Source organism: Terriglobia bacterium (assembly GCA_020073085.1).
Lineage (GTDB): Bacteria > Acidobacteriota > Terriglobia > JAIQFV01 > JAIQFV01 > JAIQFV01.
Window position 1 is genome coordinate 50,387 of sequence record JAIQFV010000011.1, and the last position, 15,007, is coordinate 65,393.

A 15,007-nucleotide genomic window follows, 5' to 3' on the forward strand; every position below is an offset into this window, starting at 1 on the left:
CTTATGACTTGAAAGATGGCGAAGGATTACTGAATGTAATTTCCATGCCTTCAATCACCATGTTGGCGCTGAGGACCACGGTGTCCCCCAGCTGCATCTCGGGGGAACCTTCCAAAGTCAACTCGATCAAGCAGGGATTCAATGAGACCTTCACAAAGCGCTGTCCGTTCTTGTCAAATATCTCGGCGATTTCCCCTTTCAATTTGAGGTCCTGCGGTTTTGAGATTTCCATCATGATGGAGAATCCTGATACACCCATGGAATGACTCAGCGATTAGGGTAGCAAGACGGGTGCCAAATGAGACGGGGGTCTAAGCGCAAGAAAATGAATGGAAGGATCGCTTTATGGAGAGAGGGGGAAGCGGATTTCCGCTTGATCACTGGCGGAATTCCGCTAGGAGTGGGTGAGGGACAGCGATTCTGGGTGACGGCCTCCTTTAATGGGCAATTGTTTTCGCTTTCCGGGAGCACCCCGATTCATCGGGGTGAAGAGGGGACCACTAAATTCAATTTAGATTTGAGCAACACCCGGATTTATCCGGGTGGCAGGGCATCATCTAAAATCGATGGAAACCGTTTCAACGGTTTCATCTCCAGAGAAGCAACGCTTCGCCAAATTAGTTGGATTTTTTTCCTACGGAAACCGTTGAAACGGTTCCAGTCCATTCTTGAGGATCGCTTGACCACCCCGATGAATCGGGGTGCTTTCACAAGCAAGTCAAAGACCACCTGGATTCCTCCGCGGGAAGAGGGGATTCCTAATTCCTGGAGCGCCTTGCCACGGTAGTAGGGCAGAGGGGAGTCAATCGAAGCCTGAGTAACGCCGATGTGGACGATTCGCTTTACACTCGCTTTTTTCGCGCATTGAAAGAGGGTTCGGGTGTTTGCCAGGGCTGATTCGTAAGTCTGGCCGTCGAAGGGGAAACGAATCCAATAGGTGTTATATAAGGTGTCCGCCCCTTCGAGCGTCTGAGTCAATCGGTGCGGGTCATCGAAACTGTAAGAGAACGCTTGAACGGACTGGCCGAATGGATTGGGCTTGTTGGGATGCGTGGTGATGGTGCGGACTTCTCTTCCGCGTTCCAGAAGGGCTCTCGCGATGTATCTCCCGATGTACCCGAACGCGCCAGTCACCACGTCCACGATCTTCAGACTCCTAACGGAATGGCGTTCCTGCGTGGCCCGTCTTGTGCGATTCAGCCTGTAAGGCTGCACCGCCGAGGCGCTAAGGGACCCAACGGCGAGTCTGTCGGGAAGTCCGGTTCAGCGCGGAATTAGGTTGCATAGCGGCTGAGATACGACGCCAGACGCCAGACGAGAACCCCCAACACCACCGACGCAACGCCGCAGGCGAGCGCGAGTCCTTTGAGCAAACGCCCTCGAAATACTGCTCGCTCGCCCGTGATGACCGGGGTGTCGCGAATAAGCCGAACTCCCGGGGCTGGAAACTCTCGTGCCCGGAGAATCCTTCCACCGAGCAACCAAAGATAAACCGCGAGCGCCAGCAGGGGCGCTATGATGAACGAGGCGAGAAGCAAAAAAACCAACTTGACCCGCTCGGCCGATGTTGCAGGCTCGGACAGTATCCAGTCGCGTAATGGGTCGTGATACTGCCGCAATCCCACGATCAAGAGAGCCTCGACACACACACCGACGACGAGGATGAGTACAACTCGCCGTCGGAGAGCGGGATCAGCTTTACGGACGTCGGTCATTTGTGCTGCAGCCTAGCGATCCGGTTCAGCCGCGGTGCGGAGCGGCGTCCGCTACAGCCGGCTGTTGGGAAGCGGCTCCCACGTTCTTTTAGCGCACCTACACTTGAATCTGACCGGCTAACTCTTGAGTAAGCTAACCAGCCTATTTCACTTCTGAATCTGTCGATAACTGCGGGCATTCTCTTGCCTGTGGGAGGGATTGTCAAGGTTGTGTGCAACACCTCGTCATGTCCGGGTTTGAGTGGTTTGACCCTTTTTGGCTTCGGCTTGCTCTTGTACAGGAATTGAGAGTCGCCGCCGGTGTAGCCGAGTCCCCTTTGAGGGGACTTGTCCTTATACAACCCGCCGCTTTAGCGGCGGGAGCAGGTGAGCGAAAAGCCTTACCCCGATTCATCGGGGTTGGTGGGGGACATGTCGGTCGTTAACGGCCGACCCGGGTCGACGGTCAACCCCGATGAATCGGGGTGAAACCCGATGGGGGGGTATCGTTTCCCCCGCCGGTAAACCGGCGGGCTGTACGCATCCAAGCCCGCCGAGGCGGGCTGCGATCCTGTCGCGGCGCTCCATTACTCGGAAATTGAGAGCGGCCGCTGGCGGAAAACCCAGGAGAGAATTAGAGCCGCCTAAGTTTTCTCCGTGTCGTCTAAATGATATTTCTTTAATTTATCTCGAAATGTTGACAGGCTCATCCCCAGCGTCTTGGCGGCCTGGGCGCGGTTCCCACCGGCGTTTTCGAGCGCTTGACGGAGAAGATTCGTTTCCAGGCAGGCAATTACCTGATCGTACGACATGTGGTCATCCACGAGGCATTGGCGACAGCTCTTGACCAGGAGTTGGAGGGGGTCATCGGTTCGAATCTCCGGCGGGAGATCTTTCAGCTGGATTGCATCCGAGGCGAAGAGTGCCATTCGTTGGACCACGTTCCTCAACTCGCGGACGTTCCCCGGCCAGGAGTAACTCACCATCGCCCGTAACGCATCCTCCGCGGGCACCAGCTGTTTGTCGGGGGCGAACCGCCGGAGGAAATGTTCGATCAGCAAGGGAATGTCATCACGGCGTTCCCGCAGCGGGGGAATGGAGATGGGCACCACATTGATGCGGTAGTAAAGATCGGCGCGGAAGATCCCCCGGTTGACCAGTTCCTTCAAATCCACTTTGGTTGCCGTGATCAGCCGGATGTCGACGGGGATGGGAGTAGTGCCTCCGACGCGCATGACTTCGTGGGACTCGAGCACGCGTAACAGCTTGGACTGCAGTGCCAGCGGGAAGTCGTCAATGTCGTCGAGGAAGATGGTTCCGCGGTCCGAGAGTTCAAACAGCCCCTTCTTTTCATTGAGCGCACTGGTGAAGGCCCCTTTTTCGTGCCCGAATAGTTCGGTCTCGAGCAGCTCGTGTGGAAGTGCTGCCAGCCCGACCTTGACCAGGGGGCGCTCGGCGCGACTGCTGGTGCGGTGAATGTATTCCGCGAAAAGTTCTTTTCCCACCCCGGTTTCCCCGATCAGCAGGACCGAACTGTCGGAGGCGGCAATGGTGTCGACGCGCGCGAGAATCGAGCGCAGGGTCTCGTTGCGGGTGATCAATGAAAGTGAGTGCACCATGAGGCTTGCGTCGGCGCGCAAGGGTTCGGCGTGCGTCATGAATCGGCAATATACCTTTTCAGCCTGTGGGAGTCAAACCAGCAGACGAGGCCTTACAAGAATCCCCGATGCAACCCTATTTGACGGGCATATTCCACGACTTCGTTGAATTCTCTCGTGCTGATCCCACGATCCAACTCGCGATGTTTCGCGGCCTTAAACTCCGGATGGTACTGATCCATGATGTTGATATAAGTATCGGAAGAGATTTCGCGGGCGACAAAATCGAGAATGGCTCGCGAGCCGGCGAGGCCATTCGGCAGAACGAGATGCCGAACTAAAAGGCCGCGCTGCGCCACGCCGCGGCGGTCCAGGATCAAGTCCCCGACCTGTCGGTGCATTTCCCGGATCGCGGGCTGGGCCATGTCCCAATAATCCTTGATCCCGGAATATCTGCGGGCATGCTCGTTGCTTGAATACTTGAGATCGGGCATGTAGATGTCGACGATTCCGTCCAGCAGGCGCAGGGTCGTAACCGATTCGTACCCGCTGCAGTTATACACCAGGGGAACCTGAAGCCCGCGCTCGACCGCAATCACAAGGGATTCGATGATTTGAGGGCTGAAATGAGTGGGCGTGACAAGATTGATATTGTGGCAGCCGCGGCGCTCCAGGGAAAGCATGGCGTCCGCCAGGTCCGGCGCGGAAATGGGTCGTCCGATGTCCAAGTGGCTGATGTCATAATTCTGGCAGAAGAGACACCACAGGTTGCAACGCGTGAAGAAGATGGTTCCGGAACCCCCCCAGCCCACCAGCGGAGGCTCCTCTCCGTAATGGGCGCCGATCTGAGAAACGAAGACCTCATCGGTGGACCGGCAGACCCCCACTCCTCCTTCCGTGCGCGCTGCCCCGCATTCCCGAGGACAAACCGTGCATTCCCGGAGCATCTCGCGGAGTTCAACAGCGCGCTGCCTTAGATCAGGGAGTGAAAGCCGTTCAAGGTATGCGGGAGACATGGCGATTTCGGATTTCGGATTTTAGATTTCGGATTGTCCGGTTATTTCTGATTCCTGTCTTTAAAATTACGATCCTCAATCGATATTCTCTCCTCTTATCGTCGGGGTGATCACTCCTGTTCACTTGAATTTCATTTCGCTCCACCTCCTCGTGTCTTTCCGATAGCCCGAATTTCCTTTGAAATCCGGCCCACGACTTCAGGAATGGCTTTTTCGACGGCTGCCGAGGGTGCAGAGCCGGCGGCGAAGTTCTGTCCGACAATTCCAAGTACCCCGAGTCGCGGAGGAAGCCGGTTCAGGGTTCGTGCGAGATCGACCGCGACGGCCAGTCCCAGGGCATGCGTTGAGCCGGAAGAAAGGTTCTGGGGGAGCGGAGTGGCCTTTCCCTCGAAACAAAGGATCGTGCCTGCGGGATTGCCGGAGCAGATGGCGTCGATCACGAAAACCGTGCGATAGCGCTGGAAGAGTTCAAGGAGTTGTGAGACGTCCCCCTGACTCTCCACGACTTCGACTCCGGCCAGGCCCAGTTGTGCGACCTCGCGCGCGACGAGCAGGCCCACCGCATCGTCGCCACGGTCGTCGTTGCCGACACCGATGATGAGCATCGATTCTGTCGGTTCTGATGAATGACAGGATTCGAGGGTGCGATTCAATCCCGCCCCCATTTCTTTAGAATAAATATTATGGGAGGTCCCGGATTACACGGGAAGATAGCAGCTCTCTTCGATCAGATGATTGAGGCGTTCGAGCGCAACCCCGATCCCGTGTTCGGCCTCGGGTGAGAGATTCTGGCCGAAATCAAAGTTTACCGCAGGAATGGTCATCCACCAAGCATAAGGATAGCGCCCGTAGGTGGCCTGGGTGATGGAGAGAAGCGCGCAGGGGTCTTCGATATGGGCTACGGTGACCCTGGAAGCACAGGGTTCCAGTTCGCGCAACTGGACATCCTCCCCCCGGGAAGGGGGGGCCGCATGAATGAATACGGCGAGATGCGCCCGACTCAACGCCTCAGAAAGTTCAGGGGTCAAACGAGGGGTTGCAATGACCCGGACTTCCGGCAGATTCCACTGAGATACCTTTTGGGCGATCTTATGCCCGACCGCGTCGTCCCCGCGCATGGCATCGCCGTAGCCGATGATTACGATATCACCACTGGCCGGTGCATCTTTTGACGTCATAGCATCCGTCTCCCTGGTCTCCTGCAACGACAGATCCACGCCCTCGCGGATAAGGTCGAAATCGGCTTGAAATAGGGAAAAATATCTCGGGGGAGTCTCATCGTGGACCTGCGGAAGGTCAAAGCGGCGTTGGATTTTGCGATGGATTGCTCCGTCACCCGTTTCGGGGATCAGCCATTCACTGTTTCCAGAAGCAATCCTGGGAATACTTACTCAGTATACAACATTTCCAGGTAGAAAGCGAAAAATTTCACAAAGTCGATCAAATGGGAAAAAACATCTGGAAAATACGCCGCGGGGGCTGGCGCAGGAGAGCGGGAAATCGCAGCTCCTTGGATTCGTAAGGGCCCCCTGTGCCGCCTGCTTGGTCTTGCCCACATCCATGAAGCGCTATCACTTTCCAACGGACGCATGGGTGGGCGACTCGTCCAGGATTGTCCCGAATTCTGTCCCGAGCAATCCATCAATCTCGCTGTAGATTTGCTCATCCTCAAAGAGGTTTTGCCGGATCGAGCCGGACGGGCACGCCGCAACACAGGTACCACATCCCTTGCACAAGGCTTCGTTGAGGAAGGCCTTCTTCGTCTCCTCGACAAAAGAAAGGGCGCTGTAAGGGCAGAGCGGGATGCACGACTTGCATCCGGAACAGAGTTCCTCCACGATGTAAGCCGTGTTCGGCTCCAGCTCGTAGGACTGGGCATCCACCAGGCGCATGGCCTGAGCGGCCGCCGCACCAGCCTGGGCCACCGTATCGGGGATGTCTTTGGGTCCCTGGCAGGCGCCGGCAATAAAAATCCCCTCCGTGAAGGTATCCACCGGGGCCAATTTCGGATGGCGCTCCATGAAAAACCCTTCGGTCGAACAACTGATGTTGAAAAGACGGCGGACCTCCGCGGCATCGGACCGCGGCTCGAGTCCGATCGACAGGACCAAAAGGTCCACCGGAATCTTCAGGACCCTCGAGAGAAGCGTGTCTTCGGCCTGAAGGACCAACCGTCCCTTGCCTTCTTCGGTGGGGTCCGGATATACGTCGCCGACCTTTCCGCGAATCAGATGCACGCCTTCTTCGGCCACGCGGTTATAAAATTCCTCCATGCTCTTTCCCGCGGATCGAATGTCGATATAGAACTCATAGATTTCCGCCTGCGTCCGCTCCTTGATCAGGTGAGCCAACTTGAGGGAGTACATGCAGCACACCCGCGAGCACCACCGGTTGGTGGCGGCGTCCCGCGAACCGACGCAGTGAATGATTCCCACCGATTTGGGCTTGCGGCCGTCCTTGAGGATCAACTCCCCCCCGGTAGGCCCTGCGGCATTTACCAGGCGCTCAATCTCGAGGGCGGTGTAAACATTCGGATAAGTGCCATAGCCATAGTAGGGCACCCGGCGTGCATCAAACGGCTGGAACCCGGTGGCCAACACAATGGTCCCGACTTCAATCTCCCGAATCTCCTCCTTCTGCTCCAGATCGATCGCGTTGCGGTCACAACTCTCGATGCACGTCTTCTTGCATTTGCCCGATTTAAACTGGATACAAGTCTCCGGATCAATAAGGACCACCTGCGGCGTCGCTTGGGGAAAGGGCAAATACACTGGCTTACGTTTGCTCAGCCCCTGATTGAACTCGTCCGCAAAGCGCCCGTCCTTGTACACACAGGCCTCAATACATTCCAGGCATCCCACGCAGAGGTCTTCTCTCACGTAGCGGGGTTTGCGCTTGACCTGCACCGTGTAGTTGCCCACAAATCCGCTGACGCGGGTGACCTCGGAATAAGTCCACAAGGTGATATTCGGATGGTTTTTCACTGCCGACATCTTCGGGGTGAGGATGCAGGCGGCACAATCCAGCGTCGGAAAGGTTTTGTCGAACATGGCCATGTGCCCGCCGATGGTGGGTTCTCGCTCGATCAGGTAAACCCTCTTGCCCGAATCCGCCAAGGTCAGGGCAGCATGAATTCCGGCGATGCCGCCCCCGACCACCAGCACCTCGGGGCGGATGGCGACCTTTTTCGGTTCCAGGGCCTTATGCAGCGCTACCCTCCGAACCGCCGCGCGGACAAGGTCCATGGACTTCTGCGTCGCAGCGACCCGGTCCTCGTGAACCCAAGAGACATCCTCCCGGATATTTACCATTTGGAAAAAGAAGGGATTGAGGCCTCCCTTGGCGGTGGCGGTCCTGAAGGTGTGTTCGTGCAGGAGGGGAGAGCAGGAGGCCACCACGATGCGGTTCAAACGATGGTCACGGATATCCTGTTGAATCAGCGCCTGCCCCGGGTCCGAGCACATGTACTTATAGTCTCGAGACACGACAACGCCCGGCAGCGAAGTGGCGAAAATGGCAACCGCCTTCACATCGACGACACTGGCGATATTGTGTCCGCAATGACAGATGTAAAACCCGATTCGGATTTGATCCTCTTTGTGTCCGTTGCCGCCCTGCATATCAGTCACCTCCCAACGCTTCGGCTAGCAGCTCGACCACATCTCTTACAACCATCTTATTCTCATAGCCCATGACCTTGACCGCGTCCTCAAACCGAGAAACCTCAAGGGGACAAGCCACCGCGAGGACATCGGCTCCCGTCTTGATCGCTTCTTTGACCCTCCGCTCCGACAATCGCTCCATGCCTTTGCTCTTGAAGTAAGTATCCAGCCACATCCCGCCCCCGCCGCCCCCGCAGCAGAGGGAGTTAATATGATGGTGGTCCATTTCCACGAGCTTGATTCCGGGGATGGCTCTTAAGAGGTTCCGGGGTTCCTCGTAAAAGCCGTTGTGCCGTCCCAGGCAGCAGGGATCGTGGAAGGCGACAAGGTGATTCATCTTTCGGGTCAATCGTGGTTTCAATGCTTCGAGGCGGCCGGCAAAAAAAGTGGCGGTGTGTTCGAGCGGGTAATTGAAGCCGTAAGCAGGATAGAGATACTTAAAGGCGTCATAGGCGTGGGCCCCGCCCGTCAAGAACGTCTTGAACTGGTACTTCCGAAACACCCCTACGTTCCGCTCCCGGAGGGTGTCAAACAAGCCGGCTTCCCCCACAAGCCGGGCACACTCTCCCGCGCATCGCTCCTCATTCCCGAGGATGGCGAACTCCACCCCCAGGGCGTGCAGCAGCTTCGCCACGGCGCGGCTGTTGTCCTGACCCCGGGGATGATAGGAGGTATAGCACTCCACGAACCACAGAACATCGGTGGGTCGAGGATCATCCGTGAGAATGCGGATAGGGAAATCAAGGGTCTTGACCCAGTCCGCTCTTTTTCGCGGTGAGAGGCCCTGCGGATTTCCGTAGCGCAGAGTATTCTGCAAGGCAGCCTGCAGCTCCGTGGGAACCTCGGGGAGGTTGGCGAACATCTCCTGTTTGATCAGAGGAAGAAGGACCTCAGTCAAATGGATCCCCCTCGGGCATTTTGACATACAGGCATAACAGGCGACACAGTTCAGAAGACTTTCAGAATGAAAGACCTCCTCAATCAGGCCGTCACGGAGCATGGCGATAATCCGCCGGGGGGGATACTCCATGAATTCCCCATAAGGGCAAGTCCCGGCGCACATTCCGCATTGAATACAGGACAGAACCTGCCGTCCTTCAGGGATCTCGTAGAGGGAATCCAAGGTGAGATCAGACAGAGCCTTCGCTGCCTCTTGGGTTGTAAGCATCGGTTCCTCCATTCCTACGGTTGTGCGGCTTGCCACACGAGTTCCGACAGGTCTCTCACCTCGATTTCCGCCTCCGTCCCGGTGGTCTTGGCGGCATCACGAAACATGGCGATGTCCTTGGGGCAGGTGATGACCAGGGCTTGAACCCCGGGAAGAGCAGCAGCTTCCCGGATGCGGTTCTCGGCCGGCCTTTCCTGAATGCCCGGGGTGTCCTCCATCCAAATCCGCCCACCTCCGGCGCCACAGCAAAAACTGTGGGAGCCATTGCGGGGCATCTCGACCAGCCGGTTGCCCAGGGAGCGAATGACGCTGCGGGGCGCGTCATAGATGTCGTTGTATCTCCCCAGATAACAGGGATCCTGGTAGGTGACACCATAATGCAGTCGTCTCTTGAGGGGAAGTTGACCCGTTTGAATCAACTCTGCAATGACCTCCGTGTAATGACGTACTTCAGGCACGCCGTTCGAGTGATTGCCCTTGTGCTTCCCCGACGCGCCATTGCCGAAGTACTCGTTCTTCAGGGTGTTGTAAGTGTGGGGATCGGTGGTCACCATTCTTCGAAACTTGGCCTTGGAGAGTGCCTGCAGGTTCTTATCCTTGAGGGAATCAAACAGGCCCTCCTCCCCGATGCGGCGCACATCGTTTCCTGCATTGCGCTCGCCTTCATAGAGAATCCCGAAGTCGAGGCCGGACTCATGAAAGATCCGAGCGGTCGTTCGAGTGATCTCCTGTACCCGGGGATCGAAGGAAGCGTAGTCTCCCACGAACCAAAGGTAATCGACCGGCTCCTTGCGGGCGTCTTTGATCTTGAAATCGAGGCCTTGAGTCCATTTGGCTCGCATTCGGTCCGACTTTCCAAATGAGTTTCCATAGCGGCTGAGACTGGTCAACGCCTCCTGCAAGGACCGGCCCACTGAGCCCTGAGTGACAAGATGCCGGCGCATTTCGAGGATCAATGGAAAATGCTCGTTCATGACCGGACATCGCTCCATGCAGGAATGGCAACTGGTGCACGCCCACAGCTCCTCTTCGGAAATGAGGTCTCCCACGAGGGCCCGACCTGCAGTGCCGGGAGACGCGCCGTTGGTTCGCACTCCCAGCCCTGCTTCCAGGACGTGCTCCTTCAGGTGATGCACGAGCATCCTGGGGGAGAGGGTTGAGCCCGAGGCCACAGCAGGGCAGGCCCGATCGCATCGGCCACACTCAGCGCACGCCATGCCGTTGAGCAGCTGTTTCCAGGTGAACTCGTCCCATCGGGAAGCTCCTTCCATCGTCTTTTCACTCGATTCCCTCGAACTCAAATCACCCTTCGGATTCAGCGCGCTGAAGAACACATTGAAAGGCGAAGCCAGTAGATGGAGGTGTTTCGAGTAAGGCAGGTAGGCAACGAAGAAAAGGACAACAGCCTGGTGTACCCAAAACATCGCAAAAAAGAGTGGCCAACCCAATGCGGGGGAAGTTGTCAACCGGGCGCCATTGGTCCCGAGCCACCGGTCGATGAAAGTCAAGGAGGCCGAGTCGTATCCACCAATCGCGGTCCGGATCTCCGCCCCGAGAAGGAGGGTGCCCATCAAAATTGTGATCAGGCTCAGGATCAGATTGGCGTCCCCTGTTCTTTGAAGGTGAGGGGGAGCGAAAAAGAAGCGGCGGACGGCTGCGACAGTGATAGCCACCAGCGTCAGAATGCCAAGCGTCTCCATCAGCATTCTGACAACCGTCACTTCATCAGGATATGGAATCGGCAGGAAGGGAAGCAAACCTCGAGCCAGGCTCCACGCAAATGCGCCGGCGTAGAGGAGAAAGGTCCAGAAAATGACAAGGTGAGCGAGTCCGATCAGAGGCTCTTCGAGGAGACGCTTCTGTCCCAGCACGTGGACAATTACATTTCGAATGCGGGTTGGAACATGATCAAATCGGTAGTCCGGACGAGCTCGACGCAGGAGTCGAACCAGGCCGATCACCCGCCGGCCAAAGATCCCAAAGCAAACCACCGCCGCGACCCAGAAGAGAATGTAGGCGGGTATGCCAAGAACCTTCATCGTCGCGGGATCCATGATGATCACCCCCTTACTTTTTGAGTTTTCAGTTCCTCCGTCAGCAGCGGCAGGAGTTCGAGAACATCCTGGCAGACCCCGTAATGGGAAACGTTAAAGATAGGCGCTTTGGGATCCGTATTAATCGAGATGATGAGCTGGGCGCCCTTCATCCCCTCGGTGTGCTCCGGAGCCCCGCTGATTCCCAGTGCAAGATAGAGCTTGGGTTTCACGATCATTCCCGACTTGCCGACCTGCCGGCTCAGCGGTAACCATCCCTGGTCAATCACCGGCCGAGAGGCGCACACGGCCCCTCCCAGGGCCGCTGCCAGTTCCTCAGCCAACTGGAGGTTGTCCTGGCTTTGAATGCCGCGTCCCACCGCCACCAGAACGTCCTGCTGTGTGATGTCCACATCCCCGGCATCCGGCTCGATAAATCGCTTAAAGGTGACCTTCGTCTCCTCTCTTCCGACCTCGATGATCTCTACCGGAGGGACGCGGTCACTCCTGCCGGCCTCGGGCGTGAAAGAGCCCGGATAAATGCTGACGATGCCGCGGTTCTCCGGCAGGCGGATGTCCGCGAAGATCTTTCCCCCGAAGAGTTGACAGGTCAGAATGACGGCTTGATCTTTGATCTGCAAATCTTTGCAGAAATTGACAAAAGGGATTTCCGTCCGGGCGGAAAGAACAGGTCCGACTCCAATGAAAATATTGGTCCCGGGGATAAGCACAAGCGCCGCCGGCTTTTTACTCATCAGGTTCGATATCGCAGCGGCAACCACATCCGGGGTCGGCATTTCGAGGAAGGCGCCGTCGAGAACAATCACAGAGTCGGCCGTGCCCAACTTCGAAGAGAGGGAAGCGGAGCCCTTTCCCAGCAAGACTGCATGAAGCGGGATCTCCAGAGTCGCGGCGATTTCTCTGCCAAGCCCCAACATTTCGAACGTGGTGTCGGTGAGTTCACCTCTCAATTGCTCGGCGATGACAAATATTCCATTTTTCATTTTTGATTACCTCCTAAGCGAGCGCTCGCTTGGACAAAATTTCAACGAGTCTCTCGGCGATTTCATTGGGTGAGCCTTCGATCATCTCCGCCATGCCTGCCACCTCGGGCTTGTAGAGCTGTTCCACCGGCAATCGGCCAAGGGAGTCGGGGCAGGGGACTTCTCGAGGTTCGATCTTCATGGTTTTCATGACAGAGCGGACTTTAGCAACAGGAACGTAGCGGGGAGGTTTTTCCGCCGCCTGAATCCCCAGCACAGCGGGAATAGGCACTTCGAATTCACCCCGCAACCCGCCTGCAAATTCCTTCATGACGAGAGCTTTCTTTCCCTCAGGCTCGAGTTCGATCCCCGTGACCACTCCGATATAGGGGAAGCCCAGTCCTTCAGCCAGGCACGGGCTGAGTTCACCTTCGAGATCATCAATCGCCTGGGAGCCGGTCAAAATCAAGGTGTCGGAGGTCAGCAGTTGCGGATCGCTCCGCAGGAAGGTGGAAAGAATCTGAGCCGCGACGGGGCCGCTGAGACCTGAAAAATCGCCGATGATTTTGATGGCGCGATCAGCCCCTTTAGCCAGGGCCGTGAACAGCGCTTCCTCCAGCTCGGGGGCTTCGAAGGCCACCGCGGTGACTTTGCCCCCGTGTCTTTCCTTCAAGAGCAGACTCTGTTCCAACGCGTGCTCATCGGGCTCGCTCAGTTTCAGCCGCAGCCATCCGGTGTCCAGAGACTTTCCGTCTGACCCTACTTCCAATTCCTCCACAACATCAGGAACCATCTTCAGACAGGTAATAATGTTCATTGATGTTTACCTCCCGTTCTTTTTTATCAGGCTGTACTCCTCCTGCGTCCAACTCTCCAGAACCTGTTTCGCCCGCTCAACAAAGAGGGGGAGGGCCTCGGTTGCGGCCAGGGTCAGTCCCTCTCCCAGGCGGTAAGGATTTTCGACTTCAAGGGCCAGCACTCGAATCTCTGAAGCAATGGGGATGCCCAGGCATCGGGCGACCCTGACCGCATCAGCCAAGCCGGAGTAGTGAGGAGACGGTGCCACAGCCTTCTCGAAGTCTTGGCCGGTAAACTCCAGGATCGTACCCGGGGCATAACGGCCGGTGAATGCGGCATCCAGAAATAGAACATGGGCTCGATTCTCCAGGAACTCCAGCAAGTCCACTCCGGACCCGGCCGATTCAACGATCTCCAAATCACCGTAGGCTCCTTTCCGAAGCTCTCGCGCGGCAAGGAGACCGATGGCATCGTCGCCCAGGAGTTCATTGCCGAGGGCGACCACAAGGTTCGAAGACTGTGTCGCGCTCATCTTGCTACCTCCTTCAAAACGCGGCCATCGCGGTCGCGGATTCGTGCGATCAAGGGCATTTGACCGGGAAAGGAATGGGTTGCACAACCATGACACGGATCATAGGCTCGGAACGCCATTTCTATCTGGTTCAGCAAGCCTTCGGAAACCTGTCCCGCATGAATCAAACCTTTGGCGCTTTTTTCGACACTCATCGCCATGCGAGCCGCGTTGTTTTGAGTGGCGACGATGAGGTTGACGTTCCGAATGATGCCGTTCTCATCGGTCTCGTAATGGTGCACGAGGGTCCCGCGGGGTGCTTCCACCACTCCGATCCCCACCGCCGGCGTCGATTTCGGAATGACCCGAAGATCCCTGCTGGTGATATCAGGATCATGGATGAGTTCGATCATCCGCTCCGCGGCATAGACCATCTCCACAACCCGCGCCCAGTGGTTGGCCAGGGTGTGGTGGACCGGCTTGTCTCCCAGCACGGCAAATAGCTCTTCGCGTGCCTTCTGGGCCTGGGGCGTTGCCATGCCTTCGGAAGCGTTCAAGCGCGCCAGAGGCGCCACACAATAGACGCCGCTCTCCGGACCATCGACAAAGCCATTCCATCCTTTGCGCTTGAGATAGGAGAACTTCACGTAGCTCCAAGGTTCCACATGCTCGGCGATCTGGTCCAGATATTCCCCGGGCGGAAACTTCACAAACTCCTTGCCGGTGGGATCGACAACCCGAATCTTCCCGTCATAGAAATTAACGCGGTTCTCCGCATCCACCATTCCCATGTAATAGGTCTTGTGGGTAAAGGTGTCCGAGGTGATCAGCTTGACATAGCCTTCATTCTTGAGGATGAGGTCTTTGAAGACCTGCAGAGTGAAGAGAGCGAACTCCAATCCGTCCCCGGCCAGCTCTTTGAACTTGGGAAGTTCTTCTGCCGCGATGCCTTTCGCGACTCCGCCCGGCAATCCAAAAACCGGATGAATCACTTTTCCGCCCACGTAGGTGATCAGCTCGCGGAGGCGACGACGCATCGAGATGACTTTCTTTCCTACCTCGACCCCGACCTTCTGAATCACCCCGACCACATTCCTGAGCTCTTTGGGGGCATCGGGACCGACGATGAAATCCGGGCCGCCGAGGATGTACACATGAAGGGCGTGATCTTCGAGCATGAAGGTGTTGTAGATGAGTTCGCGGATTTTCCTGGCGGCCGGCGGCGGTTCGACCTTGTACAGATCATCGAGTGCCTTGGTCGCCGCCATGTGGTGGGCTGTAGGACAGACTCCGCAAATGCGGCTGGTAATCTGGGGCATGTCTTCGGCGGGACGTCCCTTGCAGAAAACTTCAAATCCTCTCAATTCCGGAACCTGGAAATAAGCGCGGTCAACCTCGCCGCGGTCGTCCAAAAAAATGTCGATCTTGCCGTGGCCTTCCAGACGAGTGACGGGGTCGATCGTGATCCGCCGTCTGTCTTCCGCATAGGTGGCGTTCGCCTGGGTTTGTGCTAGGTTCCAAACCTTCTGGATGGGCTCGTCCAT

General features: G+C 56.9%; 14 protein-coding genes. All 14 read right to left on the reverse strand.

The genetic code is table 11. The features are described from left to right. Position 1: 1 nt before the first annotated feature. The 14 genes from LAO21_13035 to LAO21_13100 all read right to left on the reverse strand — a co-directional run bounded on the left by LAO21_13035 (position 2) and on the right by LAO21_13100 (position 15,007). Complete coding sequence (locus LAO21_13035; protein MBZ5553641.1) at positions 2-235, reverse strand: hypothetical protein; 234 nt, start codon at positions 233-235, stop codon at positions 2-4. Between the two features lie 299 nt (positions 236-534). Further along, positions 535-1,143: an NAD(P)H-binding protein gene (locus LAO21_13040; GenBank protein MBZ5553642.1), complete on the reverse strand. Its 609-nt coding sequence runs from the start codon at positions 1,141-1,143 to the stop codon at positions 535-537. Between the two features lie 131 nt (positions 1,144-1,274). Continuing rightward, complete coding sequence (locus LAO21_13045) at positions 1,275-1,715, reverse strand: hypothetical protein (protein MBZ5553643.1); 441 nt, start codon at positions 1,713-1,715, stop codon at positions 1,275-1,277. 623 nt (positions 1,716-2,338) lie between these two features. Next, a complete protein-coding gene (locus tag LAO21_13050; protein MBZ5553644.1) occupies positions 2,339-3,352 on the reverse strand; it encodes a sigma-54 dependent transcriptional regulator in 1,014 nt (337 codons plus the stop codon). A 53-nt stretch (positions 3,353-3,405) separates the two neighbouring features. Then, positions 3,406-4,308: a radical SAM protein gene (locus tag LAO21_13055; GenBank protein MBZ5553645.1), complete on the reverse strand. Its 903-nt coding sequence runs from the start codon at positions 4,306-4,308 to the stop codon at positions 3,406-3,408. 131 nt (positions 4,309-4,439) lie between these two features. After that, complete coding sequence (locus LAO21_13060) at positions 4,440-4,913, reverse strand: hydrogenase maturation protease (protein MBZ5553646.1); 474 nt, start codon at positions 4,911-4,913, stop codon at positions 4,440-4,442. Positions 4,914-5,006: 93 nt separating this feature from the next. Beyond that, a complete protein-coding gene (locus tag LAO21_13065) occupies positions 5,007-5,486 on the reverse strand; it encodes a hydrogenase maturation protease (GenBank protein ID MBZ5553647.1) in 480 nt (159 codons plus the stop codon). Positions 5,487-5,879: 393 nt separating this feature from the next. Next, a complete protein-coding gene (locus LAO21_13070; GenBank protein MBZ5553648.1) occupies positions 5,880-7,928 on the reverse strand; it encodes a CoB--CoM heterodisulfide reductase iron-sulfur subunit A family protein in 2,049 nt (682 codons plus the stop codon). A 1-nt stretch (position 7,929) separates the two neighbouring features. After that, complete coding sequence (locus LAO21_13075) at positions 7,930-9,138, reverse strand: (Fe-S)-binding protein (protein MBZ5553649.1); 1,209 nt, start codon at positions 9,136-9,138, stop codon at positions 7,930-7,932. Between the two features lie 14 nt (positions 9,139-9,152). Beyond that, positions 9,153-11,192 (reverse strand): (Fe-S)-binding protein, encoded by a 2,040-nt coding sequence (locus tag LAO21_13080; protein ID MBZ5553650.1) that lies wholly within the window; start codon positions 11,190-11,192, stop codon positions 9,153-9,155. A 5-nt stretch (positions 11,193-11,197) separates the two neighbouring features. Continuing rightward, the gene (locus LAO21_13085; GenBank protein MBZ5553651.1) at positions 11,198-12,175 is read right to left on the reverse strand and encodes an electron transfer flavoprotein subunit alpha/FixB family protein; all 978 of its coding nucleotides are present in this window, start codon (positions 12,173-12,175) and stop codon (positions 11,198-11,200) included. A gap of 13 nt (positions 12,176-12,188) precedes the next feature. Then, positions 12,189-12,971: an electron transfer flavoprotein subunit beta/FixA family protein gene (locus LAO21_13090; GenBank protein ID MBZ5553652.1), complete on the reverse strand. Its 783-nt coding sequence runs from the start codon at positions 12,969-12,971 to the stop codon at positions 12,189-12,191. Between the two features lie 6 nt (positions 12,972-12,977). Next, positions 12,978-13,484, reverse strand: coding sequence for a hydrogenase maturation protease (locus LAO21_13095; GenBank protein MBZ5553653.1), 507 nt, complete (start codon positions 13,482-13,484; stop codon positions 12,978-12,980). Next, entirely contained in the window at positions 13,481-15,007 is a 1,527-nt protein-coding gene (locus tag LAO21_13100; GenBank protein ID MBZ5553654.1) for a Ni/Fe hydrogenase subunit alpha, read from the reverse strand. The genes LAO21_13095 and LAO21_13100 overlap by 4 nt, the downstream gene beginning before the upstream one ends.

Bases quoted from the DNA above. Each gene is read 5' to 3' on its own strand.
- LAO21_13035 (MBZ5553641.1), bottom strand. From the start codon at position 235: ATGATGGAAATCTCAAAACCGCAGGACCTCAAATTGAAAGGGGAAATC.
- LAO21_13045 (MBZ5553643.1), bottom strand. From the start codon at position 1,715: ATGACCGACGTCCGTAAAGCTGATCCCGCTCTCCGACGGCGAGTTGTA.
- LAO21_13050 (MBZ5553644.1), bottom strand. From the start codon at position 3,352: ATGACGCACGCCGAACCCTTGCGCGCCGACGCAAGCCTCATGGTGCAC.
- LAO21_13055 (MBZ5553645.1), bottom strand. From the start codon at position 4,308: ATGTCTCCCGCATACCTTGAACGGCTTTCACTCCCTGATCTAAGGCAG.
- LAO21_13060 (MBZ5553646.1), bottom strand. From the start codon at position 4,913: ATGCTCATCATCGGTGTCGGCAACGACGACCGTGGCGACGATGCGGTG.
- LAO21_13065 (MBZ5553647.1), bottom strand. From the start codon at position 5,486: ATGACGTCAAAAGATGCACCGGCCAGTGGTGATATCGTAATCATCGGC.
- LAO21_13070 (MBZ5553648.1), bottom strand. From the start codon at position 7,928: ATGCAGGGCGGCAACGGACACAAAGAGGATCAAATCCGAATCGGGTTT.
- LAO21_13075 (MBZ5553649.1), bottom strand. From the start codon at position 9,138: ATGCTTACAACCCAAGAGGCAGCGAAGGCTCTGTCTGATCTCACCTTG.
- LAO21_13080 (MBZ5553650.1), bottom strand. From the start codon at position 11,192: ATGGATCCCGCGACGATGAAGGTTCTTGGCATACCCGCCTACATTCTC.
- LAO21_13085 (MBZ5553651.1), bottom strand. From the start codon at position 12,175: ATGAAAAATGGAATATTTGTCATCGCCGAGCAATTGAGAGGTGAACTC.
- LAO21_13090 (MBZ5553652.1), bottom strand. From the start codon at position 12,971: ATGAACATTATTACCTGTCTGAAGATGGTTCCTGATGTTGTGGAGGAA.
- LAO21_13095 (MBZ5553653.1), bottom strand. From the start codon at position 13,484: ATGAGCGCGACACAGTCTTCGAACCTTGTGGTCGCCCTCGGCAATGAA.
- LAO21_13100 (MBZ5553654.1), bottom strand. From the start codon at position 15,007: ATGGACGAGCCCATCCAGAAGGTTTGGAACCTAGCACAAACCCAGGCG.